This window comes from Pirellulales bacterium, from assembly GCA_019636335.1.
In the GTDB taxonomy this organism is placed as follows: Bacteria; Planctomycetota; Planctomycetia; order Pirellulales; family JAEUIK01; genus JAHBXR01.
Window position 1 is genome coordinate 290561 of record JAHBXR010000004.1, and the last position, 26690, is coordinate 317250.

A 26690-nucleotide genomic window follows, 5' to 3' on the forward strand; every position below is an offset into this window, starting at 1 on the left:
GGTTACGGCTGCGGCGCGGACTCGCTCGCCTCTTCGGGCACCGGTGGCTGCTCCGAGGGATCGCCGGCCGAAGTCGCGCCCGACGCCTCCTCCTGCGGAGCCGCTTCGACCTCGTCCGCGGGATGCGTCCCCGGTTCACCCCGATACGAAGAGGGTTCGTGGTCCTCGATGATCTCCTGCAGGATGAAATCCCTGGGGAAGGGCTCGTCGAGCTGCTTGAGCAACTCGTGGTAGCGGACGATGACGCGGTACATATCCTCGCCGACCACGCCGTCGGAACGCATCTCGGGGAACTTGTCGAGCACGGTTTTCCAGTGTCGGAAAGCAGTCTCATAATCGGCGCGGGCGCCCTCGAAATCGGTATCGCGCACCTTTTGTTGCGCGCGGTGAATCAGCTCGCGGGTCTGGATCGCCTCCGAGGTCTTCTCGACTTCGCACCGCATGCGCCAGTATTCGAAGTTGACGATCTGGCGGTTCGAGCTGATCAGGCCCATGGTCGGGGCCTGCTCGTTGATCTTCTTCACCAGCTCGTCCGCCTTCGCGCGGTTCGACTCGTCGACGCGCTCGGCGATCTCCTCGACCGTCACGTCGATCTTGCGCGAGGCGACGGCGGCGAGCTCCTCTTGTTCGAAATTGCGTTGTTCGGCGGGCACGTCGAGCACCGCGCGTTCGGCCTCGGTAAGGGCCGCCAACTTCTCTTCATGAATCTGGTCGCGCAGGCCGGGCTGCAGGGCGTTCAATTCGTCGGCCGTCTTGCCCGTCAGCGCCAGCAGGCGTTCGAGATCGTTCAGGCGGATCGTTTGCCCGACGTGCGTCGGCAAGTCGACGTCGCCGAACTGACGCCATTCGCGGCCGCCACGTTCCCAGGCGATGCGTGCCGTATCGCCGAAGGTGCCGTCTTCCTCGATGGCGGTCGCGTAACTCATCTGGCTGCTGGCCGCCTTCGAGTAGAACACCAACGGCGACACGCCGAGAATCGGCACGTTGCGCTCGGCGACCAGCCGCTGCGCGTCGAGAAACCATTCCTTGCCGACGAGCCAGTTGTCGCGCTCGGCCAGCGTGCGTTCGCCGTGGATCTTGTCTTCCTCGCGGAAGAAGTCGTCATCCTGGCGGAACAAGCGGCGGTACTGCTTGCGCTCGTCGGCCAGGCCGATCTTGTGCGCGACGAACCAGCCGACGTCGTAGACCAGTCGCGTGTCGTCCTGGTTGTAGCGGATGCCATCCTTCAGGTAGTCGATGCCGCGAATGACCCAGAAGTACCGATCGCGGTAGTCGTCCCACTCGACCGAGACGTTGTACGAGAGATTCCAGGCCTGATAGCGCCACACGGCGACGTAGTTGGGCTGCAGCTTCGAGATCTGCTGCAGCGTGGCGGCAAAGTTGGTCCAATCCTCGGTGAGCTTATAGTGGTTGGCCTTGCTCCACAGGATGTTCGCGGCCACGCCGCGCAGACCGAGCGTGGCCAGCTTGATCGCTTCGCCCGTCGGATCGATCTCGCCCAGGTTGGCCTGGCTCAGGCGATGCTCGTCGCGCAGTTGAGCCAGGTAGCCTCCGCGGTGCGAGCGCTGGCCGCTCGAGTCGACGGTCGCCGGCTGGCTGAGCCAGGCCAGGGGCAACAGCAACACCACAATGACGACCAGATACTTGATCTTGCGGAGAAACCACAAGCGGAGGGTCATCGCGCCACCTCACGCGTCTTGAGGAAGAAGTGCCCGATCAACACCAGCGGCACGACGAAGCCGAGCGCGGTCACCGTGTGGACGAGCAGGAGTTCGCTGGGAATGTCGTAGCCGTACGCCACGTAGTCGATATCGGAGAAGCTGCCGAAGTTGGGCAGCACGCTCGACACGCGGGCCAGGATGACCTGGAACAAGCGGTCGATCATCTCGATGACGACCTTGGTCGGCCCCTGTTCGATCGGGACCACCACGTTCGACTGCGTCAGAATGCGATAGAGCGACTCGGCCGGTCCGCCGCCGCGAATCTGCCCGGTCGCCAATTGATAGATGAAGTCGGAAAAGAAGCCCCCCAACATGGTCGCGGCGGTGGCCATCATCGCCACCGAGCCATTGAGGAACGTGCTGTACACCACGCCGAAAGAAGTCACGAGCAGCATCTGCAGCCAGATGCCCGCGTAACCTTTGACGAAATTCGTGAAGAACGACGCGTCGAGTGCGCGGAGATAAACATCGGCCTGGGCGACGCCGAAGTACTGCTCGCGTTGCAAGCAACTGATCTCGACGATCAGTCGTCCGTTCGAGGCCAGGTCGTCGAAGATATCGATCTCTTCTCCCCCGGTCCCTTCGGCACGCACCTTGCGCGGGATGCGCTGCAGGTCGGTGGCGTACTCGCGGGCTACAAAATTGATGGGGGCCGAGCGCAGATTCGTGTCGGGATTCACGAGCACGATGCTGCCGAGAATGCCGCGCTCGATATCCCCCTTGTGGGTGCGGAAGACGCGCAGGTTGAGCTCCAGCGGCAACTCGTCGCCGAAGCGGCTCGCCACGACGTCGTTGAACTCCCAGATGGCGGCGGCGAGCGATCCCCCTTCGATGTAGCTGCGGTAGGTCCATTCGTTGCCGACGTTGATCCCCCGGCCGGTCGGCGCGCCGGCACGGTCCTTGAAGTGCAACTTGCCGTATTCCGGCACACGGGCGGTGAACAGGCCCTCGGGGGGTCCCACCGTATAGCGCGTGCGCCCGTCGCTCGCTTTCTCGGCCGTGATCTCGTGATGGTGACCGTGGCTGGTTTCGGCTCGCCCGCTGCCATCGGCGGCGACGTGGACTTCGTGGCGGTGCCCGAGCGCCGACTGGGTACGTCCGACGAGGGCGCCCGACTCGGCTCCGGCCGCGTCATCGGGCCGCAAATCGCGGTCGGTCAGCTCGTGCGTGTGATTGAGTCCGCGGATGACGAACACGTAGCTCACCGCGCCGGTGGCGATCAACAGCAGCGTGCCCACGGCCGTGAAGCCGAGGATGCGCCCGAGCACGATTTCGCTCGACCGCACCGGCTTCGTGACGATCGTGTAGATCGTGCGGCGGGTCATGTCCTGCGGCAGGCTGAAGACGCTCAAGAAGAGCGCGAGCAACAGCACGAGGTAACTCGTCGTCGTGAGGACGAAGCTGAGGTACAAGCGCGCCGGCTCGGGACTGTTCGTGTCGAGGTACCAGCCCGCGAAGAGCAAAATGGTGATGAACACCACGAAGGCCACGAGCACGCGGCGGTGAAAGGCCTCTTGCACGGCCAGTTGGGCCAGCGCCATGACGCGCCGCGGCGACATGCTGACGAGATCGACCAGCCCCTCGCGCAAGCGCCGGAAGAAGAGTTGCGTGGCGGCGACCGGTCCGTGCCGCACGACGGCGATCAGGTAGGAGATACCCAGCAGAAACGCCGCCAGGATGCCAATTACCTGCAACCACGCGACCAGCGCCCCGGTAACGGCGGGGGTGTCGGCGGTGGCAGCCTGGCCGAAAAGCCATTGCCAGAACGGGGGCAATTCCGTCTCGATAACCATCAAACCGTCGTGGTAAGGAGATTGCTGGGGGTGAGGAACGTCAGGGGGTCGGACGCCAGGCTCAGTTGTCCGAGGCCTGCGAGCCGACGACGCGACGACCCGGCCGGGCCTCGCTGTCGCGCACGATCTGCAGGAACAGTTCTTCCAGGGTCGTGGTCGGATTGCCCATGCGCACGAGCGTGCCGTGATGGCGCTCGACGACGGAGCGAATTTCGTCCAAGGCCGCGTCGGGCAGACCAGCCACGCGAATCTCGGTCTCGTCGCGAACCTGCAAGAGCGCGTCGACGCGGCCCAACTCCTTCAGCTCGCCCTGGTGCAGAATAGCGATGCGGTCGCACACGTCCTGCACGTCGGCCAGCAAGTGGCTCGACAAGACGACCGTCTTCCCCTGCTCTTTGAGCCGGATGATGAGATCCTTCATCTCCCGGGTGCCGATCGGATCGAGGCCGCTCGTCGGCTCGTCGAGCAGAATGAGCTCCGGGTCGTTGATCAGGGCCTGCGCCAAACCGATGCGGCGCGTCATGCCTTTGGAATACTCTTTGAGCGGCCGGCGCTTGGCGCCTTGCAGGCCGACCATGTTGATCAGCTCTTGCGTGCGCTGGCGGCGCGTCGCGGCGCTCATGTTGAACAAGCGGCCGTAGAAATCGAGCGTCTCTTCGGCATTCAAGAAACGATAGAGGTACGATTCCTCGGGCAGGTAACCGAGCCGCTCGTTCTTGTTCACGTCGGAGGCGGGCTGGTTGAAGACGAGCGCGTCGCCACTGGTGGGAAAGAGCAGGCCCAAGAGCAGCTTGATCGTGGTCGTCTTGCCCGAGCCGTTCGGCCCCAGCAGGCCGAAAACCTCGCCCCGTCGCACTTCGAGATCGAGCGCCTTGAGCGCCCGAACTTTTTGACGCCCCCAGAAGTCGCGATAAACCTTCGAGAGGTTTCGCGTCTCGATAACAACCTCGGGCTGCATAGCACAACCGCCTTGTGAAAAGGAAGAAAAGATCGCGCGTTGCCTTGAATCATTCGAAGGCGTTCGATCGCGACGAGTGGTCGCGGTACGCCCCCCGTCCGGCGATGACCCGCCTGGCGTGCGACGCTCGCGACCGCTGTTCCGGCGCCCAATATTCAGGTGGCCCGACGGCGGCGCGACGAAACGGTGCCTCACCGCTAGGTTTACGCACGCCCGCTGGTGCCTGTTCGCGGCAGAACCAGCCCCCGGCAGATCACTGGCGGGTGCCCCTGCACATGAAGTTCCATCGCGAACGAAACCCCCAAGATACTAGCACTTTAGGGCGTCTTCAAGCCGGCGAGCGACCCCGGCGTGCAGAAGCCATCGCATCCGTCATTCTTGATGGATGAAAGCCCGCATTGGCGACAGATGTGCCCTGGTAATGAGGGCACCTCGCGGCGGCCCACACTGGAAGCCCGTTACAGTTCATGGCAAGATGGCCCTTTCCCACGACTCGGACGAGCAGGCGCAAGCAAGGAGGCGGCGATGGCCAGACAGGTCGCGGTCGTTATGGCCGCGGGCAAAGGGACTCGGATGAAGTCCGAGCTGCCCAAGGTGCTGATTCCGGTCCTCGGGCGGCCGATGGTCCGCTACGTCGTCGACGCGCTTCGCGCCGGCGGCATCGAGCGGATCGTGGTCATCGTCGGTTACCGGGGAGAACTGGTCCGGCAAGAGCTGCAAAACGAGCCGGGGGTCGAATTCGCCGAACAGCGCGAGCAGCTCGGCACCGGACACGCCGTGATGATGTCGCGCGAGGCATTGGCCCAGCACCAGGGTCCCGTGCTGGTCGTGGCGGGCGACTCACCCATGCTGCAGCGCGACAGCGTCGCGCGGCTCATGGCGGAATACGAACATGGACATCCCGCCTGCATCTTGGGCACCGGCTACAAGTCGGACCCGCGTGGGCTGGGGCGGATCGTGCGGGACGAGCGGCGCCAGTTTCTCCGCATCGTCGAGGAGCGAGACGCCAGCGAGGCGGAACGGGCCATCACCGAGGTGAACCTGAGTTGCTACGTGTTCGACGGCCGCGAACTGTTTGGAGCACTCGATCAACTGAAGCCACAAAACGCCCAGGGAGAGTATTACCTGACCGACTGCCCCGGCCTCCTGCTGGCCGCGGGCAAAGAGGTGCGGGCGCTCGACGTGTTGAAACCGGTCGAATCGCTGAGCATCAATACGCCCGACGAGCTAGCGGTCGTCGAGGCGGCGCTTCGCGAGCAGAAATAGATTTACCTGCGATCGTTGGCCCCACCAGCATCGAGCGAGTGTGTGGCACTGCTGGACAAGCCGGCAGCGCCGCACGAAACATGACACCTTCGAACTACATTCCTTTCTCTCCGTGACTCTGCGTCACCGCGTGAACCAAACATGAACGACTTGAAGATCTTCAGCGGTCGAGCCAACGCCGATCTCACGCGCCAGATTTGCGACTATCTGGGTCTACCGCTGGGAGCGATCTCGATCGGCAATTTTCCCGACGGCGAGATCTCCTGCAAGATCGACGAAGACGTGCGGGGCCGCGACGTCTATCTCGTGCAGCCCACCTGCCCGCCGGTCAACGAGAACCTGATGGAGCTCTTGATCATGATCGAGAGCTGCAAACGGGCCAGCGCCGAGCGCGTCACCGCGGTGATGCCCTACTACGGCTACGCCCGGCAGGACCGCAAGGACGCGGGGCGCGTGCCGATCACGGCCAAGCTCGTGGCGAATATCATTACCCGGGCCGGGGCCGATCGCGTGCTGACGATGGACCTGCACGCGGCGCAGATTCAGGGCTTCTTCGACGTGCCGGTCGATCACTTGTACGCCGCGCCGGTATTGAACGATCACTTCCTGGCCATGCGGCTCAAGCCCGACGACATGATCGTGGTGAGCCCGGACGAAGGGAGCATCAAGCGCGCGCTCGGACATGCCAAGCGATTGGGAGGCCGTCTGGCGATCGTCGACAAGCGCCGTTCGAGCGCCACTGACACGAGGCAAGAGAACATCATCGGCGGCTCGGTCGAAGGGAAGGTCGCGCTGATGTTCGACGATATGATCAGTACGGCGGGCTCGATCTGCGGCGCCGCCCGCGCCGTGATGGAGGCCGGCGCCCGGGAAGTTCACGTCGCGGCGACGCACGGCGTGCTGTGTGGGCCGGCCATTCAGAATCTCGAGAATGCCCCGGTCGAAAGCGTGGTCATTACGAACACGCTGCCGCTGCCGGCGGAGAAGGCGATCGGGAAGATCAAGATCCTCAGCGTGGCGCCACTGCTGGGCGAGGCCATCAAGCGCATCCACCGCAACGAATCGGTGAGCCGGCTGTTCTCGTAACCGATTGCGCCGGCGCCGCTGAGGTCATTCAACTCGCGCGATACCGCGCGAACAACCAGGCCCGCTCCGGCAGGACCGAGCCCTTGGGTTGCTGCGAGATGTAGAACCACAGCCCCGCCGCGCCGACGAGCACGCCCAGGCTGATGTTCTGTGAAATGGTGAGCCCCGTCCCCCCGATGGCGCTCTCGTCGGTGCGGATCACCTCGAGCAGAAAGCGCGTGATGCCGTGGCAGGTCAGGGCCAGCGCCAGCAACTCACCATCGCGACGGCGGAACGGATAGTACACCGTCAGAAAAAAGGCCAGCAGCAGCGCATCGATGGCGCTGTAGATCTGCGTCGGCTGCACCGGCATGCTCCAGCCACGATCGGCGATGCTCCATTCGTGGATCTTCGATTCGCCGACGATCGAAATGTCGAGCGTTTCGCCCGGCTTGTCGACGTCGAGCAGGACGATCTCGGCGTCGCGCACGTTGTCGACGGGCTTGCCGTTGATGGCGTCGATTTGTTGTCCCGCGTGCAGTCCGGCGCGGGCGGCCAGCGAGTCGGGTTCGACAGCGGCGATCACCGGCGGGGCGCTGATCGGCTCCTGGAACTTCAGCCCGTGCAGGTAGAGCTCGCCTTCTTGCAGTTGGCGCATGTAAGGGGGGCTACCCTGAGGAAAGCAGACGGCCCAGGGGAGATCGCTCGGCCCACCGAAACAGCAGCCATTCAAGAAGCATCCCAGCCGGCCGATACCCATGCCCAGGATGACCGAGGGGGTGAAGAGATCGACAGTCGCCAGGGGGGGCAGTTTGTGTCGCCAGATGAACCAGGCTAGCGCCGCGCCGCCACCGATGAGCGACCCGTACACGACCAACCCTCCCTGCGAGACGTTGATCAGTTGGAACAGCGTGTCGCGGAAATCGACGCCGCGGAATTGATCGCGGTATTGGATCACGTAGAAGAGCCGCGCGCCGATGATGCCGCAGACGAAAAGCCAGAACGAGGCGCCGTAGATCAGCTCGGGATCGACCCCCATCTGCCGCGCGCGACGCGCGGAGAGATAGACGGCCAGCACGACGGCCAGCACCAGCACCGCGCCATAACCGCGAATGGCCAGTCCGTCGGCATCCGACATCGCCGGCACGATGTAGACGATAAACGCCCCGATGCCCAGCAGGATCGGCAGATAGGCGAACGTATCGGCCGTGAAGCCCTGCTTGCTCGCGAGCCACCCCAGAAAACCCAACGAGGCGACCAGCCAGACGTAGAAGAACAATCCGAAGCCGAACAGCGGAATGCCGAAGGCCTCGGGCGGAATATGAAAGAGTGTCGTAAACATGGCTAACAGGATTCTACGGGGATGGGGCCGAATGAGGAATGCACCCTACGCCCTGGGTCGCATGCGCTCGTTGACGTAAGGATGTCCGGGAATTCAATTCTCAAAGCGAGCGTATTTCGGTGGGTAGCACGGATGATTTTCCGCGTACAGGCCGCCACTTGGGGCAACTTAGAGTCGGAAAATCGTCCGTGCCGCGCAGTGGCAAGAGGAATCGTGCGCGGCCGAGACTTCTGAGCGCAACGCAACGATCATCCTCTTGTTGCTCCGCAACACCGACCATTTTGCGACTTGTTACCGTTCTGGTGGTTCGCTCGCACCGCAAAATGATCGGTGCTACCGCGATCTGGCCGCACGGCCGAATGAGAAATGCACCCCGCGCAAGGCAAAGCGGTCTATTTCGGCCCGAGCAGTCGGTCGAGTTGCTTGTTCAATTCACCCTTCAGCACGCTGCCGGCGGCGTTGCCGATGAACTGCGCGTTCGCCTGCGCTAGCGCCTGCTGGTTGATCTTGGGTTGATCGAGCGTGCCCCCGATCGGCAGACGAATCGTCTGCCCCTTGATCGCGTCCCCCAGGGGATTGTTGCCGATCCACTTGGGAGGCACCGGCATCTCGGCCATGAGCGCCAGAGTGCGGTCGAGCCCCACCGAGCCCTGGGTGCGAATCGTCAGGTCGGGAAAGACCAGCGCGAGATCGCGATGGTAGACGCGGCCGTCGACCAACTTGAACGGCACGACCGACTCCTTGCTCAGCTTGGCGCCCGAGGGCCGATTCAGCAGCACGGCCAACTCTTGCACCAGGGGCCCGGGACCGATCTCGACCGTATGGACCGTGAACTTGCCCTCGACGCTGCTCTGCTTGTAATCCGCCAGCGGCACGCGCGACGTTTCGAGATCGATCGAAAACTTGCCTTGCGCCGTGGTCACGCCCGACAGGACCGGCGCGACATACTGTAGCGCGTTGTTGCACATCTCGGGCGTGATGCGCACGTTCTGCACGATCCGCCCGCCGGGAATGATCAACTCGCGCGGATCGGGCGCCAAGCGAATGCGCGGCGCCACGCGGACGAGCCCTTCGTTCACGGGCAGCTCGATCCAGTTGGTTTCGAACATGCCATTGTCGATGTGGATCGTGGCCTGCCCTTTCCCGCCCTGGAAGCCATAGGCCGACAGGCTCGACCAGCCCAGCGAGGTATCGAGCCGCAGTCGTTCGAGCGATGACTTCTCGGGGGGGGCATTCGGGGCCGGAGTCGCCGCCGAGCCCATCCCCCATTGCAGGGCGATGTTACGCGTCTCGCGTCCGGCGATCTGTACCTGGGCCCCCAGATAGGGCTCGAGCATGGGACGCAGTTGCGCGAAGTCGTAGTTCAACTTGCCGGCCAGATCGAGGTAGCGCTCGCTCGACAACTTCGACAGGCTGCCCGACATATCGCAACCGAGTGCCTGCGAGGCGAGCGCGGCGCGTCCGATCTTCAATTGATCGGCCTCGCGGTCGTAGGTGCAGTTCAAGGCGAGATCCACCTTCGGCTCGCGCACCGTCTGGCCCGACTGGCTGGCGGCCACCAGATCGGTGATGGTCGTGGCGAGATTCGCGGCCAGGGCCTGGGGATCGTGCGTGAAGTTGAGCTGTCCCTGCACGCGTCCCCAATATTGCGTCGTGGGGGGGAGCGCCGGATCTTGCGTCCAACGCGCCAGGCGATGGAGGTCGCCCTGCCAGTTCAAGGCACCGGTGGCCTGCATGGGGGCGTCGGCCGGCATGGCCACGCTGATGTCCTTGGCCTCGGCCACGATCGCCGGAGAATGGAGCGTGGTGTTCGTCAGGCGCACGGCGCCGGTCTTCTGGTCGTAGTCGGCCGTGGCCTGAAGCTGCATCTGCGGCTCGTCGATGAAGAGGCCGCTTCCCCAGGCGTGGAAGGGCCGCACGTCGATCCATCCGCGCGTGAGCGAGATACGATCGCTCGAGTAGACGCCCTGTGCGGCCATCTGACAGGCGCCGGTAAGATCCCAACCGGCCAAGCTACCCACGAAGGGCTCGAGACGGGGCACCCAGTTTTCCAGGATGCCGTTCAAGCGCATTTCCAACGGCCAGGCGCTGGCGGCGCTTACGTCCTTGACCGGCGAGGCCAGCCACGCTTCGAGCTGGTCCTGTCCGCCGATCACCGTCAGCCGGGCGGTATCGAGCTGCTTGGGCGATCCATCGACCAGCAGGCCGCTGGCCGTGACCGCGACATTCAGTTTCTCCTCGCTCCAGGGATGCCAGTTCGTGGCGATCAGGCGAAACTTCTCGAGCTGTACTTCCGAATCGGCCTCGAAGCGGCCATCGAGACGGCGCTTCCAGGTGAGGTGGGCCCAACCATCGCCGGCCAGATCGACCTGCGAAAGATCGATGAAGCGGCCTGCTTCGGCCGCCAGCTTGTCGAGATCGAACGAAGCCGATGCCGTGACAAAATCCGACGCGCCGGAACCCTGCAGCTCGAGAAACTCCGACTGGCAGAAGAGATCGTCGACGACGAAGCCTTGCGGCGTTTCGTGCGCGGCGAGCGTCACTTCGATCGGCTGGTCCCAGGTGATCTGCCGCCCTTGGGCCATTGCCACGACGTTCGTCGTCACGAGATGGCCATTCCAGGTGAGCCCCTCGGCGCCCGGCGTGCTTTGCAACTGCAACTGCACGACACCCGAGGAGATCTGCGTGTCTTGCCGCAATCGCACCGTTTCGGGCAAGGCCTTGGCCAGCCGTGCGAGATCGACCTGCGCGTCGACCGAGTAGGGCTGGCTGGTCAGACTGGCCATCAGCCCACGCGCCGTATCGACCGTACCCTGAAACGATGCTTGTCCCAGATCGCACGCGGCGGCCAGTTGATCGACACGGAGTTGATCGCCGTTCCAGTCGAGCTGGCAGGGAACCTCGAGCCGAGCAAGCTGCAGTCGGTCGTGGCCCAAGGCGGGGGTGGCCAGCGCCAGTTGATCGGCCACCATGCGGCCGCGCACCGAGGTCCGCGCGGCGCTCTTGTCGTCGGCTGGTGCGTAGCTGGTCTGCAGGGCCACATTGATCGTGCCCGAGGTGCGCGTCCCCGGTGCGAAGCGGCGCGCCAGGGCATCGCTGATCGCGGCGGGCAGGTTCTCTGTCTGCAGCGTGATTTCAGCAGGCGAGGTGTTCGGCGTGCCGGCGACGATGGACCAGGGAACCGACAGCTCGGCTTGGACGCGGCCCGTCTGCACGTCCCCCTCGACGAGTGCCGAGCTCTTGGCCTTGAGCGGTGCGCTGGCAGGGTCGGGCGCCTCGAGCGTGAGCCCCCATTGGGCGATCTTCCAGGTCCGCGCGGCGACCTCATCGTGCAAGAGGATCGTTCCGTCGATAATCTCGAGACGCAGGGCCGGCGGCGGCGAGCTCGCTTCGGTCGAGGGCTCGCTCGGCGTGGCGTCCTCGCCAGCCACGCTGTTCAGCAGATCTTCGATGTTGCTGCCATCGGCGCGGAGCTTGACCTCCATCAGGGGGCGTTCGATGCGTACCGTGCCGAGATCGCTCTGGCTGAGGGCCAGTCGCCACAGTGCGCGATCGACGTCGACCGCCGCGACTTGCAGCAGCGGTGTCCCCTGGCGGTCGCTCACCTTGAGGTTCTCGAGCTCGATGCCCGATATCCAGCCGAGCGACGCGGAGCCGAACCGCACGTCGAGGTTGTAGCCGTCGGCGGCGCGGGCCACGGCCCAGTGCAGCAGCCCCGACTTGGCGATCAACCAGGGAGCGAACCAGAGCCCCGCGACCAGCAACCCGGCCACGATCAGCAAGATCTTTCGCCCGCGCTTGGGCGGCTGTTCGAACGACGAGGAGTCCTCCACGTCGCGCACCAACTTGCGACGACGATATTGCGTACGATCGGCGGTAGACATCGCGAGCCATCCTTGACTGCTGGCGAAGAGAGACGAGCGGGGGCGGCATTGTAGATACGTCGCCGCGCCGGGCCTAGATCGCTCGCGCCGCACGTTTCGCTTGCGGCGCGTGCGCCCGATCGCTAGCGTGACGTTGCTAGCACGACCGTCGACCCAACACCATTGCGCACCCTGTGACCCGTTCCACCATGACCTTGTTTCACGAACTGCCGCTGCCCCCCGGCCTCGCGAGCGCGTCGCTCGGCGAAGCTACGTCGCTCGCCTTTACCGAAGGTCCCGCCGTTGGGGCGGATGGGAGCGTCTACTTTTCCGACATCGAAAACAATTGCATTTACAAGCTGGCGCCCGATGGCGTTCGCACAGTGTTTCGCCAGCCCAGCGGACGGACGAACGGCCAGTGGTTCGATCCGCAAGGACGGTTGCTGCACTGCGAAGGATCGGAACGTGGACCGGGAGGTGGCCGGCGCGTGACGCGGACGAATCTGCAGACCAGCGCCTACGAAGTCCTGACCGAGACCTACGACGGCAAGCGTTACAACTCGCCGAACGATATCTGCACCGATGCGGAAGGGCGTATTTTCTTTACCGACCCGCGCTACGGCGATCGCACGGACATGGAGCTCGACGTCGAAGGGGTTTATCGCATCGATCTCGACGGCGAGGTGACGCGCATTCTCGGAAATGAGGAAGTCGATCGTCCGAACGGACTGGCGGTGACGCAGGACGGCCGGCTGCTCTACGTGGTCGACAGTTGCCCGCTGCCCGGTCGCCATCGAAAGATCTGGGCCTTCGATCTCGACGCCCAGGGCAATCCGGGACCGGGCCGCGAGGTGTTCGATTTCTCACCCGGTCGTGGTGGCGACGGCATGCGACTGGACGTCGAGGGCAACCTCTATATCGCGGCCGGCATTATGGCGCCGCGTGGCCCGCACGAAACGGCCGCGGTTCCGCCGGGCGTGTACGTCATCTCGCCGGAGGGCATGCCGCTGGGGATGATTCCCGTGCTCGAAGATCGCGTGACGAATCTCGCCTTTGGCGGTCCCGATGGCCGCACGCTGTACATCACGGCCGGAAAGACGCTGTTCACCACGCGGGTGCCGACGCCGGGCCAGGTTTCGTTTCCGCGCTGGACCACGTAAAGCACCTAACGCCGTCGTAAGCGTCAAGGATCAGAGCTGCACGCGCGGCGTGCCGTTGCTGGTGGTGCCTTCGACATTGGGCGCGATCCGGCCCGTGGCGGCGTCGTAGAACCAGCCGACGATCGCACCGTCGGCCTCGAGCTCCTCGTTCGGCGAGGCGGACGCCGGATCGTTCGACGGCAGGAAAGCGATCCCTTCGTTAAAGGGATTCGTCAACCCTTGGACGGTGACATACGGTCCATAGGGATAGCGAGAATTCTGGCTGAGCGAGATCTCGCCGTTGGCATTCGTGTAGAAGAGCAGATGTAGAAAGGGATGCCAGCCGTCGGTGCCCGGCGGATTGCCCTTGTGTTCGGCGCGGTAACGCTCGATCTGCAAGCGGATGTGCTTGACGTTGTACATCAGCGTGGCGTCTTTCGCGTCTTCCGACGAGTCCTGGAAGACCGGCACCACGACCGACGCCAATGCCCCGAGGATGACGATGATCGTCATCATTTCGATCATCGTAAAGCCGGCACGTCGGCCATTGCGGGCCCGCCTGGATGTCATCGGTCGCATCGCCTGATTCCGAGTCTTTGACGCCAACTGGGCACCTGGGGAGGAACGCGACGATCTTCCGCCTGGCAATGCGCACGGTTGCACGTGGCCAGCCTGATGCCTTCTATTAGTTACCTACGTCACGGCGGCGCAACGGCCAACAGCCCCCCAGCCATCCGTAACGATTGCATCGAACATACCGCTCTGTCGCGTTATGCCGCGCAGGGCCCGGCACGATCAGACTCCCACTCCCGACTCGCGTTGAATCGATATGCCAGAACCGCACCAGGCGGACACGCGAGGTAATTCGTGGGTCCAGATGTTTGCCCCCGGATTGCTCGTGGCCGCCACGGGGGTCGGAGCGGGCGATCTCATCACAAATAGCATCGTTGGCTCGACGGTCGGTGTCGGCGTGCTCTGGGGGGCGGTGCTGGGCGCCGTCATGAAGTGGTCGGCCGCCGAAGGGATCGCGCGGTGGCAGATGGCCACGGGCACGACCCTGCTCGAAGGCTGGAACGACCGCCTGGGCGCCTGGGTGCGATGGTGCTTCCTAGCCTACTTCGTGATTTGGTGCCTCAGCGTCGGGTCGGCCTTGGTCAATGGCTGTGGCATCGCCGGAGCCGCGATCCTGCCCGTCGGCGACGCACAAACCTCGAAGGTCGTCTGGGGCGTCGCCCATTCGCTCGTGGGTCTGGCGCTGGTCTGGTTCGGCGGCTTCAAGAGCTTCGAGCGCGCGATGTCGGCGCTGGTGGGAGTGATGTTCGTTTCCGTCTTGTTGACGGCGCTCTTCTGTCGACCCGATTGGTCGGCCGTCGCCGAGGGGCTCTTCGTTCCCTCCATGCCCACGGCGGGACGCCACCATCTACTGGCTGTGCTCGGAGGCGTGGGAGGCACGGTGACGCTGCTGTCGTACGGCTACTGGATTGCCGAGATCGGGCGCCACGGACAGCAAGGGCTGCGCACCTCGCGAATCGACCTGGCCGCTGGTTACTTGCTGACCGCGTTCTTCGGCGTGGCCATGATTGTTATCGGCTCGCGCATCCAAATGGAGGAAGGAGACGGCTTTGCCGAATTAGCCACGCGACTGGCCGAACAACTCGAGCTGGTGCTGGGGCCGGCCGGACGATGGATCTTCCTGTTCGGTTTCTGGGGGGCCGTCTTTACCAGTCTGCTCGGCGTGTGGCAGAGCGCGCCGTACCTGTTCGCCGACTGGCGTTCGCTGGCGCGGGGAGATGACGCCGCGACCCGCGCGCGGCTCGATCTTGCCCAGACGCGCGACTATCGCCTGTGGTTGGTCGCGATGGCGATCGTTCCCCTCTTCTCGTTGGGCCTTTCGGTGAAGATGGTGCAATATGTGTACGCGGTGCTCGGCGGGCTCTTTATCCCGCTGGTCGCGCTGACGCTGCTGTTGCTGAACAACCGCGGCGACTGGGTCGGTCGCGAGTTCAAGAATGGCTGGTTCATCAATGCCCTGCTCGTGGCCACGCTCGCCTTCTTTGCATACGTTGGAATCGTCGAATTGCTCGAACAACTGACCGCCTGACCCCTCTGGATCGACCGAGAACGCCATGCAGCCGGTGACTTTTCTGACGGGGGCCTCCTCGGGGATCGGCCGCGCACTCGCTCCGCTACTGGCCGCCGACGGTCATGCCGTGGCCTTGGTGGCGCGGCGCGTCCACCTGCTCGATGAAGTCGCCGAGACGATTCGCGCGGCCGGGGGGCGGGCCTTGCCGATCGAGTGCGACGTCGCCGACTTCAGCTCGGTACAACTCGCCGTGCAGCGCTGCGAAGACGAGCTAGGCCCCGTCGATCGCCTGATCGCGAACGCCGGCATGGGACGACCCACGCCGGTCAGGAACTTTCGCTCGTCCGACTTTGAGGTCGCCTTGGCCACAAACTTCATGGGCCTGGTCTACTGCGTCGAAGCCACCCTGCCAGGCATGTTACGGCGCGGCGGGGGCCAGATCGTGGGCGTCAGCAGCCCCGCAGGTTGGCGCGGCATCCCCGGCAGTGGCGCTTACTCGTCGAGCAAGGCGGCCATGACCAATCTGCTCGAGAGTCTCCGCATCGAGCTGCTGGATCAACGCGTCTCGGTCACGACGATCGAGCCTGGCTTCGTGCGAACCGAGATGACCGACCAGAACGATTTCCAGATGCCCTTCCTGCTGGAGCCCGAGGATGCGGCACGGCGGATTCATCGCGCGATTCTCCGGCGGCGGCGCGTGTTCGCGTTTCCCTGGCAGATCAAGGTTTTGTTCAAGTCGACCAATCTGCTACCCCTGGCCATCTACGATCGCCTGTTTGCTCGTCTGACCCGCCAGCGGAATGCCTTCGCGGAGGAACAATCGCGCTAGCCCAACGTCGCGTCCGCGAACGCGTGGACAGGGCTACTGGCCGGTCGCGCCCATTCTCGATCGGGCGACGGTTTTACCGCTCCTTGGCGTACCTTTGCACCACACGTCGCAAAAAAATTTGTACCCGCGCCGTATACGTTTTGACGTATCGCGCGGCGCAACTGCGTTCCGAGCGACATGCTAGCAGTTGCGCTGGACGACAATCGGGCATTCTGCTGTCGCGCCTATCGACGCTCCAAGCCCCACGCTGTTTCCCAACGGACTTCTTTCCGGCGATCCGCGCAACCGTGGCAACCTGCGTGAGGCGCGAAGTCTCTGGCGCGCTGCGGACAATGGCTGTGCCGCGCAAGAAGCCCCGCCGATAGGTGCCAACAGCATCGTGCAGCGGACGCTCGTTTACGTCGCAATCCGAGACGGGACAACGGGCTGCATGTCGAATGAATTGACCCCGTGTCCACAAAAACGACACGAACAATGTCTGTCTCGGGGAGGGAATCTTCCATGCGTCGCCGCACAACACCACTTGCCATCGTGCTAGCTCTGCTCACAGCGCTAGCAACGCCAGTAGCAGCAGAAAGCGAGGAGAGTCGCGAGAAGTCGAGCCGCTCGCGGACCAAGGCCCGGCCCGTCGCGCGGCTACAAGAGCCCGTGCCCGAGATCCCTTTGCCTCCGGTCGAAGTTCGCCCGGAGGAAGAAGCCCCCGCGCCAGCACCGAACGAACCACGACCGCCGCAACGTGGCGGCGCGCCGAATCAACCCTCCGACACCGCGCCGGAAAGTGCGTCGGACGATCTGCTCCCCGAGCTGAGCGGCGCCGGCACGGAAAACGATTTGACTTCGATGTCGCAGAACATCGGCCGCAACCCGTTCGATCTTCCCTACAGCTATCCTAGCCTGCGCGAGCAGGATTTCGCCGGTCTGAATAGTGCCACGCGCGACAGCACGTCGCTCTTCGATAATCCGTCGTTCGCCACGATCATCGATCGCAGCCAGCTCAACGAGCGCGACGCATCGGACATGTTCCGCGCGCTGCAGTACGAAGTGGGCGTGCTGATGCAGGCAACGGCCCGCGGTCAGGCCAGCCCTTTCCTGCGTGGTCTGACGGGCCAGCAAGTGCTGCTGCTGGTCGATGGCGTGCGGCTCAACAACTCGACCTACCGTGCCGGACCGAATCAGTATTTCAACCTGATCGATCCCGGGATGGTCGACCGCGTCGAGATCGTGCGCGGCCCCGAGGGCGTGGTGTGGGGGGCCGACGCGATCGGCGGCGTGATCAACGTCGTGTCGCGCAGCGCCTCGCCGTTCCGCGGCAACTATGGCTTTCCGACCTTTACCGAGTATTTCGGCACCGCCGACACGTCGTCGTACAGCCGCGGCAATATCGAAGGCTGGGTCGGCAACAGCGGCGTCTTTGCCGGTGGCAGCTACCTGAACGTGAACGATCTCGACCGCGGCGGCTCGCTCGGTCGTCAGCCCTTCACGAACTTTCACCAGTACGCGGGAGACGTGAAGTATAACTACCTGCTCAGCTCCGACTGGATGCTGACGGCCGACGTGCAGCACTTCGAGCAACTCGACCTGCCACGCAGCGACCGGTTCCCGCCCTTCGTCTTGGGTCCACCGGCAAACACGCCGCGCCCCACCTGGTTCAACCCGCAGCAGCGCGATATGGCTTATCTGCGACTGCAAGGCGTGGCATACAGTGGGCTTTTCGATGCCGCGTCATCGACCGTGTCGTACCAGCGCAACAAGGAGGCCGTGACCGAGATTCGCAGTGCCACGCGCACCGATCAGGGCGAGTTCGACGTGAATACGTTCGGCTACGACCTGGTCTTCGCCAAGGATCTCGAAAGCTTCGGCTCGCTGACCTACGGCTGCGACATCTACTACGACCACATCGATTCGTTCCGCAATCAGATCAACCCACAAACGGGCGTTTCGGTCCCTTCGACGCCCCAGTTCCCCGACGGCAGCACGTACGATCGCATGGGGACGTTCCTCAGTTGGCGCGTGCCGCTGGTCGATCGTCTCGACGCGGTGACGGGCGTGCGCTACGAAAATGCCAACGCCCAGGCGGTGCCCACCGTGAACAACGTCCGCGTGCCCTTCAAACGCAACTACCGCGACTGGATTACCAGCGCCGGTTTGATCTACTCGGCGACCGACAACTTGAACATCGTGGGGAACGTCTCGGAAGGCTACCGTGCCCCGAACCTCGACGACCTGACGGCCGACAACACCGTGCTGCAGAATGGCACGGACCTGCCGAGTCTCGACGTCGATCCGGAGCATCCGATCAACTACGAAATCGGCTTCAAGGTCGATACGCCCCGTCTGCGGATGCAGGTCTTCCAGTTCTGGACCGATCTGCGCAATCAGATCTTGCGACAGGCGGTTGATGCCAACGGCAACCCCGTGCCCGACGTCATCGTCAACGGCGTTCGCGTGCCGGGCAGCTCGAACTTCGTCCGGGCGAACTTCGACTGCTACATGTACGGCACCGAACTGGCCGGCGAGTATCTGCTCGAAGACGGCTGGAGCCTGTACGGCAACTACTGGTACACGTACGGCCTCGACCGCTCGCGCAGCGAACCGCTGAGCCGCGTCCCGCCGATGCAAGGCATCGTCGGTTTCCGCTGGCGCGACGAGTACGACCGCAACTGGTTCGACATCTTCACCTGGCTCGTCGATCGCCAGGATCGATACGCGGCGCAGAACAATGTCGATTCGCGCTTCATTGCCGGTGGAACTCCGGGTTACGCCACGCTCAACATGCGCGTCGGCAAGAACTTTGGGGAATGCCTCAACCATCGCGTGAGCATGTCGCTGGAGAATATCACCGACAAGGCATATCGCGTGCTGGGCTCGGGAGTCGACGGGCCGGGCATCAACGCCGTGTTCGGCTACGAGTATCTGCACTAGTCCTTTGCGGGGGCTGCGGGGCGCCGTCGTCGGCGACGATCCGACGACGGCGCCGGCGAAATCAGGTTCGTCGAAGGATCTCTCGACGGCGTCACTCGAGTGCGGCATACTGAAATCGTGATCCACTTTCCCGTTCATCCTCGGAATCTGGCCTGGTTCTCAGCGTCGCTGCTGGGTTTGGCCATCATTATGGGCGGAATGCTTGCTGGTCCCGCCCGCGGCGACTCGCACGTCGCTTCGCCCGACATGGGGCCGCCCCCGGGGTTGGCTCCCGCACCCCACATGTTTCCCGGGGCGCCCTCTTTGCCAGCCGATGGATCGCCACCGTCCTCCGACGGAGCGCCCCCGCTCGTTCCACCGCAGGGTAGTCTGCCAGCGGGTTTTCCCCTGCCGGCGCGAGGGCAGCAGCCGCCGATCATCGTCGACGATCCGTTTCCGCCGCGACTGCTAAACAACGTGCCCCCGTTGTATCCGCGCCAAGCGCGGCGCGAGGGAAAGCAAGGCACGGTGCTGCTGCGGCTGGAAGTGATGGAGCATGGGGCGGTTTCGCGCGTGGAATTGCTCTCTTCGAGCGGCCACGAGATGCTCGACCTGGCCGCCATCGAGGCCGTCCGCGGCTGGCGTTATGCCCCCGTTCGCCAGGGTGGCAAGCCGATTCGTTGGGCCGGTCGCCTGCCGGTGAACTTCGTGCTCGACTGAGCTCGGGGGTCTCGCGTGCGAGGGGGTCTGCTTTGCGGACTTTTCTCGCGGCGAAAGCCCGTTTGCAGCGAGTGGCTCTTTCTAACACAATGGCACTCTCCACGCGTCATTCTCTGCGAGAGTTCGTGCCATGTCCGTCGCGTCGCGCCACTACGTGCTGTTGATCTGGGGAGCGCTGCTAGCCTCGTTCTGCGTTCGGCCCAGCGCGGCCGAGGGGTTGGCAGAAAAGTTCCAGACGATTGTGGCGCAGCCGGAGTTCCGCACCGCGCAGTGGGGATTGCTGGTGGCCGATCTCGAATCGGGTGAAGTGCTGTACGAATACCAAGCGGACAAGCTTTTCGCGCCGGCCTCGACGACCAAGCTCTATTCGGTGGCCGCGGCCCTGGCGCAGTTCGGCAAGGATTTTCGCTTCGAAACGCCGCTGGTGCGGCGCGGTGAAGTCTCGAACGACGGCCGCCTGGAGGGAGATCTCATCCTCATCGCCAGCGGCGACCCGACCCTGGGAGGCCGCAGCGTCGAGTCGGATCAGATCGCCTTCACCAACGGCGATCACACCTATGCCAATAGCTCGAAGAAAACCGAGCTGACGGCGCCCGATCCGCTCGCCGGCTTGAACGCCTTGGCCAAACAGGTCGCCGACGCCGGCATCAATCACATCGCCGGCGACGTCCTCATCGACGATCGCCTGTTCGATCTCGACGAGAGCACGGGCAGCGGGCCCTCGCGCCTGACGCCGATCATGGTGAACGATAATGTCATCGACGTCGTCGTGTCGCCGGGCGAAGTTGGCAAGCCGGCGTTCGTCGACTGGCGTCCGAAGTCGGCCACCTTCTCGGTCGACGCCCAGGCTCAAACCGTGGCGGCCGGTGGCAAGCTCGACCTCGATGTCTTCTTTGCCGCGCCGAATCGTATCCTGGTGCGCGGCACTATTCCGGCCGACTCGAAACCGGTGGTGCGGATCGTCGAGGTAACCGATCCCGCCACGTTCGCGCGAATTTTACTGATCGAGGCGTTGGAACGAGCGGGGGTGAACGTCAAGGCACGTCTCGCGGCGGCCAACGCCAGGGATCGCTTGCCCGATCGCGATCAGACGGCCCAGTTGCCGCGCGTCGCCCTGCTCACTTCTCCCCCGCTGAGCGAGGAAGCCAAGCTGATTCTGAAGGTCAGTCACAACCTGCACGCGAGCACGCTGCCACTGCTCCTGGCCGCGCGTCACGGAAAGCGCACGCTCGAACAAGGCCTACGCATCCAGGCCGGCGTACTTCATGAGCTGGGCGTCGACGTCGACACGATCTCGTTCGGGGGCGGCGCCGGCGGGGCTCGAGCCGACTATATCACGCCCCGTGCCACGGTATCGCTGCTGCGGCACATGGCCACCCGCGACGACTTCGACGTCTATCTCGCGGCGCTACCGATCCTGGGCGTCGACGGCACTCTGGCCGAGGCCGTCTCCGCCGACAGTCCCGCCCGAGGCACAGCGCAGGCCAAGACCGGAACCCTCTACTGGCGGAACAATCTCGACGGCGGCTTTCTGCTGCAGAGCAAAGCCTTGGCCGGGTATCTGACCGCGGCGAGTGGCCGTCGCCTCGTCTTCGCGCTCTTCGTCAATAACGCGTTGCTCGACAACGCCGACGGCACCGGTAGGATCGGCCGCACCCTGGGGAACGTGTGCGAGAAGATCCACGAATCGTATTAGCCGGCGTGGAAGCCCGGCGCGAGACGGACTTCGCGTCGTCGTCGTAAACATTAGAATGCGAGCTGCGGCGTGTCGCGGAAGTCAGCGAATTCGCCGGCCATCCGTGGGGCCGTAGTGTCGGGGCGCCGTCATCGCGTGGAGGGAGTCGACTCATTCCCCAGGAGAGTTATTTCGATCGGATGTTTCGCTGGCTCGAATGGGAGTCGGCCGCCGAGGCCGATGAGCTGGCCGAACGGCGCAAGCTGCGCACGCGCAAAACGGCCGAGCAAAGTGGCGAAACGCTGATCGATCTGGCGATCGAGGACCATCAAACAGGGCTGGCGGGCCGGCACCTCTTCACCTTCGTCAAGCGCAACCGCACGTGTGATCTGCCTTGGAACCGGCTGCGAATCGGGTCGCCGGTGGTCGTGACCCCCGTGGGCGACGACGAAGAACCCGCCCAGAACGGGGTCGTCAGCGCCCGCTCGCAGCACTCGATTCAGGTGGCGTTCGAGCATTGGATCTCGGGCAAGCTCTTCGATCTCGATCTCTCGGCCGACGAGGTCACGCGCAATCGCGAGCGCGCGGCGTTGGCTCGGGCGAGTGAAGTGCGCGGGCGGCAACTCGAGCTGCGTCAGATCCTGCTCGGCGACCTGGATCCGATCTGGGGGCACAACCGCCGCCCGCGGTTTCGCGGCGAGCCGCCGCCGCTGGTCGATGTCGATCATTTGAATCCTTCGCAATGCGAGGCGATCCAGTTCGCGCTGACGGCCGAAGACGTGGCGATCATTCACGGTCCGCCGGGAACAGGCAAAACCACGTCGGTCGTCGCTTTTATTCGCCAGGCCATCAGCCGGGGTGAAAGCGTGCTGGCCTGCGCGCCGAGCAACACGGCGGTCGACAACCTGCTCGAACGGCTCGTCGCGGCCGAAGAACGCGTCGTACGACTGGGGCATCCGGCCCGGGTAAAGGAAGCCTTGCGCAACCACACGCTCGACGGCCTGGTCGAAGCACACGACAACATGCGCGTGGCGCGCAACCTGTTGCGCCGCGCCGAGCAGCTTTTCGAAAAAGCCGACCGCTATACGCGGGCCCGGCCCGTCCCCGGCTCAAAGTACGAAATGCGGCAAGAGGCGAAGCGTCTCAAGCACGAGGCGCGGCAGCTCGAGCGCCGGGCGATCTTCGACGTGCTCGCCGAGGCCGATGTCATCTGCGCCACGAACACGATCGACGAGGAAGTGCTGGGAGACCGCGAGTTCGACTGGGTGGTCGTGGACGAGGCGTGTCAGTGTACGGAGCCCGCCACGTGGATCCCTCTCTTGCGCGGCAAGCGCGTGCTGCTGGCGGGAGACCACTGCCAGCTTCCGCCGACGGTGCGTTCGATCCCTGCCGCCGAAGAAGGGTATTCGCGCAGCATGATGCAACGGCTGGTCGAGACCTACCGTACGGCGATCACGCGCCAGTTGATCGTGCAGTACCGCATGCACGAAGAGATCATGCAGTTCTCGAGCGAGCAGTTCTATGGTGGCACGCTCGAGGCCGATGACTCGGTTCGCCGGCATGTGCTGGCCGATCTGCCGCATGTGGCCGCCACCCCGCTTTCCGAGTGTCCGGTAACCTTCGTCGACACGGCCGGCGCCGATTACGACGAGGAGCTCGAACCCGATGGTCTCAGCCGCCGCAACCCGTCCGAAGGGCGGTTGGTGCTCGCCAAGGCTCGGCAATTGATCGAGGCGGGGCTCTCGCCTCGTGAAATCGCGGTGATCGCTCCCTACGCGGCCCAGGTTCGCTGGCTGCGGCAGCACGCCGAGCATCGCGCGCTCGAGATCGACACCGTCGATGGCTTTCAAGGGCGCGAGAAGGAAGCGGTGATCATCTCGCTGGTGCGTTCGAATCGCGAAGGCGAGATCGGCTTTCTCGGCGATACGCGGCGGATGAATGTCGCCCTGACACGCGCCCGCCGCAAGCTGATCGTCATCGGCGACAGCGCCACGCTGGGGCATCATCCCTTCTACGCGAACATGCTTGACTACTTCCAAACCACCGAGAGTTATCACACGGTGTGGGAAGAGGACATGTGAACGCACTTATGATGTCGCACCACGTGCCGCTTCCGCACGCTCGGCGAGCTGTCTTACAAGCGGATTGCGACCAAGACGAATCCAGCGGATTGGCGGCAGGAAAGCAATCCGCGAGCTGAATCTCGTATCGTGGGCGAGTTCCATCTGCCGCGGGCCGTGAAAGTTGTGTCGGTGCGGCGTACGGGTTCTGCATCATGCCGGCAGCACGATCCGGTGCGAGTAAGTCTGTTTGGCCGGATCCACCTCGATCAGTCGTCCGCCGCGGGGCAGGTCGCCATAACCGCTCCAGCCGCTGACGCGGCCGTAGACCAGCTCGACCCCTTCCCACTTGCCGCTGTAGTCGTTCTCGTGATCGTGGCCGCTGAACACGGCACGAACGCGGTCGTTCTTATCGAGCGTGGCAAAGGTATCGCCCCGATCGCTGTCGAAGCAGACGCGTTCGCCGTAGTTGCCCTGTTGCAACTCGGCGGCCCGCAGCTTCTCAAACTCGATCACCGGGATATGGATCATCGCCAGCGCCGGCGCCGTGATTCCTTCATCCGCGTCGCGTTTCATCTGCGCCGCGAACCACTCGAGCTGCGCTGGGCTGACCTTGCGGTTCGGTTCGCGGAAGCCGGAATCGAAGCAATAGATCGACCACGTGGGCGCGTCGCTCGCGGGTGTTACGAGATCGAACCGGAAGGCGTACTCGTCGCGGTTGCCCGAGCGAAACTCGCCCACCGAAGCGTTCTTCATCGGGGCGCGCAATTCTTTCGTCGTCCGCATGCCATGGTCGTGGTTGCCCAGCGCGTGCGTCCAGGGAATTCCCAGCGAATCCATGAACTCGATCGCTTCGAGGCTCACCTTCAGCCCCTGATCGTTGTTGATGAAGTCGCCCGTGTGGACGACAAAGTCGATCTTCTCTTGTGCCACCAGCCGGCGCAATTCTTCGAAGCTGCGGGCGTCGTTCTCCTTGGCCTGGTAACCGACGCTGCCGAAGTGCGTATCGGTCAGTTGCAGGATGCGCAGCGGCCGCGGTTCGGTGGGATGGAATTCGAGCACGAAACGGTCGCTCTCGACGCGGCGCACCTCGAGTGCCGGGTCGGTGGCCTCCGGCGTCTCGTCGGCCTGCGCTTTTAGGACGAGGGGGAAACCCCCCAGCGTCGACATCAAGCCCGCCGCACCCGCCACCTTCAAAAAGCCACGTCGCTGCATGTTGCGAATCCTCGCTGAGTCGTTAGACATCGCCCCGGCCGCGAGTCATTATGATCCGGATCGCGGCGGCCTGAAAAGAGTCCCCTGCCAAGGCGAGTTGTTTTTTTCGAGCGTTCTTCATGCGATATTATCCCAGCCTGCACGGAATCTGCATCCGGCGCGGGAGCTGGAATGCCAGGTCGCCGTCGGTAGTCCGCAGGACATCGGCCAGGCATTTGTCGGTAAAATAGTCTCTGGTGGCAAAGCGACCACGGCGGCACATCAACTCGTCAAGGAGTGTTCGCCCGTCGGGGAGGGCGCCGCTTTCATCGCCGGCAGCGTCGGAATGCGCCGCAGCTTGATGACTTCTTTTTCCAGCTCGACGACGGCCTCGGTGGTGTGGTCGGCTGTCGTCAGACGATGAAGATTCGTCAGCGTCGATTCCGCCTGTGAAATCGCCTGTTCGAGCATGCTCTGTTCCGCGGTGGGCGCGGCGGCACTGTGCGACAGCGCTTCCCAGGCTTGATTCCACGCAGACAGTTCGCGCTCGATAACGCGTGACAGTTCGTCGATGACGCGTTGTAGCGTCCGCTGATCGACGCCATCCCGTAGCATGGGCAGGTGCTGTTCGATCCGGGTCAGCTCTTCGCCAAATTGCTTGGGGACCTCCTGCCACGCTGCGCCGGTACGACGTTGCGGGGCATCCAACCACCCGTTGGCGATCGCCGCTTGGTTCGCCTGTGCGTTTTCCTCGTCGGGTGCGGCCGGGAGCTCATCTCGGCTGGAGTCGGTCTCCGCGAACGGCGCCTCTTCACCGGCGTCGATGTCCACGGTCGAGCGGCATGTGGCATCACTCGAGGGGGGGGGTGCAATGTCCTCACCCAGCGCGAGCTCGGCCAGGAGCAGGGTCTCGCGATGGCGAAAGCCCCAATAGAATCCCAGGCCCAGATTGGCCAGTGCGATACAGCAGGTGTAAACGATCACGGACATAAGGCACGTGGCCCTGACCGGACAAGGTTGCGATACGTGCGGCGACAATCCGGCCTTGTTAGGCCGTTACTGCCACGCCGGTTTCTTTGAGTCCTACATCCACGCTCAGAGCACCCCAGGGCGATTCGAACGGAACACTAATCACGGTCACGCCGCGCGGAAAGTTGAGGATATGGCTCTTGCCCGTGATGACCGTCGGCAGGCCGATCCGCATCGAGAGTTCTTCGAGCTGCGCCTTGGCGGCGCCGGCCACCATGTTGGTGATCTCGCCGACGACGTCGATCACATCGGCATCGATGCTCGTCGGCCGGCTCCCCATCATCGAGGCAGTGGCCGCCAGCGCCGCCTCGCGGCTCAGGCTGACGACCACGGTGCCGCAGACATTGCCCTGCAAGCCCATGATGCCGCTGACCTCGTGCAGGGGCTGGCATCCGTCGCGCATGGCAGGAGTGGTGCGGGTAATCTCACAGTGCAGCATCTTCGAAAACACGGAGACGGTGGCGGAGATGAACGGATTGATCCATTCGGCTTTCATGTGGTGACTCGAACTCAACGCTGTTGTGCTGTAGTTTCGCCGGTGTGCGCTCGTGGCGCTATCGCTGCTTGCTCGTCTTCGGATGGCGTTTCTCGACCGTCGTGCCGACCGTCGGTATCGCGCTCGTCTTGGTTTACTCCGCCGCTACGGTTTCCACGGGCAGACGCTCCAGGGCGTCGGCCAGGTTGTCGCGGTCGAAGGGCTTGCAGACAAAGTCCGCTGCTCCTTCGGCCACGGCCTGCTCGAGCACGTTTTGCTGATTCAGCGCGCTGACGACGATGATCTTCGCCGCGGGATCATGCCGCCGGATGCCGCGCAAGGCGTGCAGGCCATCGAAGCCCGGCATGACCAGATCGAGCGTTACCGCCGACGGCTTCGTGCGCTGGTATTCCTCGATGGCTTGTTGGCCGTTGCTGGCCTCGCCGACGACGTGCCAACCGTTCTGGGTGGCCACGTCACGAATGATGACACGCATGAGCAGGGCATCGTCCGTAATAAGCAGGGTTTTGGTCATAGTGGGATTGCTCCGCGTCTACTACTACAAGTTGAGTTCAAA

General features: G+C 64.0%; 19 protein-coding genes. 9 read left to right on the forward strand and 10 right to left on the reverse strand.

From position 1 onward, the window contains the following. Positions 1–2: 2 nt before the first annotated feature. From KF708_06475 to KF708_06485, 3 genes are all read right to left on the reverse strand, one after another. On the reverse strand, positions 3–1679 hold the full coding sequence (locus KF708_06475) for a hypothetical protein (GenBank protein MBX3412347.1): 1677 nt from the start codon (positions 1677–1679) through the stop codon (positions 3–5). Next, on the reverse strand, positions 1676–3514 hold the full coding sequence (locus KF708_06480; protein ID MBX3412348.1) for an ABC transporter permease: 1839 nt from the start codon (positions 3512–3514) through the stop codon (positions 1676–1678). The genes KF708_06475 and KF708_06480 overlap by 4 nt, the downstream gene beginning before the upstream one ends. Before the next feature lie 61 nt (positions 3515–3575). Next, the gene (locus KF708_06485; protein MBX3412349.1) at positions 3576–4472 is read right to left on the reverse strand and encodes an ABC transporter ATP-binding protein; all 897 of its coding nucleotides are present in this window, start codon (positions 4470–4472) and stop codon (positions 3576–3578) included. 525 nt (positions 4473–4997) lie between these two features. On the opposite strand from KF708_06485, the gene KF708_06490 reads away from it, so the two are divergent. Beyond that, positions 4998–5738, forward strand: coding sequence for an NTP transferase domain-containing protein (locus KF708_06490; GenBank protein MBX3412350.1), 741 nt, complete (start codon positions 4998–5000; stop codon positions 5736–5738). Positions 5739–5879: 141 nt separating this feature from the next. Continuing rightward, the gene (locus KF708_06495) at positions 5880–6824 is read left to right on the forward strand and encodes a ribose-phosphate pyrophosphokinase (GenBank protein ID MBX3412351.1); all 945 of its coding nucleotides are present in this window, start codon (positions 5880–5882) and stop codon (positions 6822–6824) included. A gap of 28 nt (positions 6825–6852) precedes the next feature. Here KF708_06495 and KF708_06500 read toward each other — a convergent pair whose 3' ends face one another. Together KF708_06500 and KF708_06505 are read right to left on the reverse strand one after the other, a co-directional pair. Then, positions 6853–8145 carry a prolipoprotein diacylglyceryl transferase gene (locus tag KF708_06500; GenBank protein MBX3412352.1) on the reverse strand — a complete coding sequence of 431 codons (1293 nt, stop codon included), beginning with the start codon at positions 8143–8145 and terminating at the stop codon, positions 6853–6855. 392 nt (positions 8146–8537) lie between these two features. After that, entirely contained in the window at positions 8538–12029 is a 3492-nt protein-coding gene (locus KF708_06505) for a DUF748 domain-containing protein (GenBank protein ID MBX3412353.1), read from the reverse strand. Between the two features lie 188 nt (positions 12030–12217). Here KF708_06505 and KF708_06510 point away from each other — a divergent pair, with 188 nt between their 5' ends. Continuing rightward, positions 12218–13168, forward strand: a complete 951-nt coding sequence (locus tag KF708_06510) for an SMP-30/gluconolactonase/LRE family protein (protein MBX3412354.1) — start codon at positions 12218–12220, stop codon at positions 13166–13168. Positions 13169–13198: 30 nt separating this feature from the next. Here KF708_06510 and KF708_06515 read toward each other — a convergent pair whose 3' ends face one another. Continuing rightward, positions 13199–13717: a type II secretion system protein gene (locus KF708_06515; GenBank protein MBX3412355.1), complete on the reverse strand. Its 519-nt coding sequence runs from the start codon at positions 13715–13717 to the stop codon at positions 13199–13201. A gap of 307 nt (positions 13718–14024) precedes the next feature. Here KF708_06515 and KF708_06520 point away from each other — a divergent pair, with 307 nt between their 5' ends. The 6 genes from KF708_06520 (at position 14025) to KF708_06545 (ending at position 23436) form a co-directional block, all read left to right on the forward strand. Continuing rightward, positions 14025–15248, forward strand: coding sequence for an Nramp family divalent metal transporter (locus KF708_06520; GenBank protein ID MBX3412356.1), 1224 nt, complete (start codon positions 14025–14027; stop codon positions 15246–15248). A gap of 25 nt (positions 15249–15273) precedes the next feature. Beyond that, positions 15274–16059: an SDR family NAD(P)-dependent oxidoreductase gene (locus KF708_06525; protein ID MBX3412357.1), complete on the forward strand. Its 786-nt coding sequence runs from the start codon at positions 15274–15276 to the stop codon at positions 16057–16059. Between the two features lie 501 nt (positions 16060–16560). Then, the gene (locus KF708_06530; GenBank protein ID MBX3412358.1) at positions 16561–18981 is read left to right on the forward strand and encodes a TonB-dependent receptor; all 2421 of its coding nucleotides are present in this window, start codon (positions 16561–16563) and stop codon (positions 18979–18981) included. Between the two features lie 303 nt (positions 18982–19284). Continuing rightward, a complete protein-coding gene (locus KF708_06535; GenBank protein MBX3412359.1) occupies positions 19285–19680 on the forward strand; it encodes an energy transducer TonB in 396 nt (131 codons plus the stop codon). Positions 19681–19810: 130 nt separating this feature from the next. Continuing rightward, positions 19811–21376 (forward strand): D-alanyl-D-alanine carboxypeptidase/D-alanyl-D-alanine-endopeptidase, encoded by a 1566-nt coding sequence (gene dacB, locus KF708_06540; GenBank protein ID MBX3412360.1) that lies wholly within the window; start codon positions 19811–19813, stop codon positions 21374–21376. 179 nt (positions 21377–21555) lie between these two features. Continuing rightward, entirely contained in the window at positions 21556–23436 is a 1881-nt protein-coding gene (locus tag KF708_06545; GenBank protein ID MBX3412361.1) for an AAA family ATPase, read from the forward strand. Positions 23437–23628: 192 nt separating this feature from the next. On the opposite strand, the gene KF708_06550 is transcribed toward KF708_06545, so the two are convergent. From KF708_06550 to KF708_06565, 4 genes are all read right to left on the reverse strand, one after another. Further along, positions 23629–24630 (reverse strand): metallophosphoesterase, encoded by a 1002-nt coding sequence (locus KF708_06550; protein MBX3412362.1) that lies wholly within the window; start codon positions 24628–24630, stop codon positions 23629–23631. A gap of 261 nt (positions 24631–24891) precedes the next feature. Further along, a complete protein-coding gene (locus tag KF708_06555) occupies positions 24892–25599 on the reverse strand; it encodes a hypothetical protein (protein MBX3412363.1) in 708 nt (235 codons plus the stop codon). Between the two features lie 58 nt (positions 25600–25657). Further along, positions 25658–26134: a chemotaxis protein CheX gene (locus tag KF708_06560; GenBank protein ID MBX3412364.1), complete on the reverse strand. Its 477-nt coding sequence runs from the start codon at positions 26132–26134 to the stop codon at positions 25658–25660. A 133-nt stretch (positions 26135–26267) separates the two neighbouring features. Beyond that, positions 26268–26648, reverse strand: a complete 381-nt coding sequence (locus KF708_06565; protein MBX3412365.1) for a response regulator — start codon at positions 26646–26648, stop codon at positions 26268–26270. Positions 26649–26690: the final 42 nt, after the last annotated feature.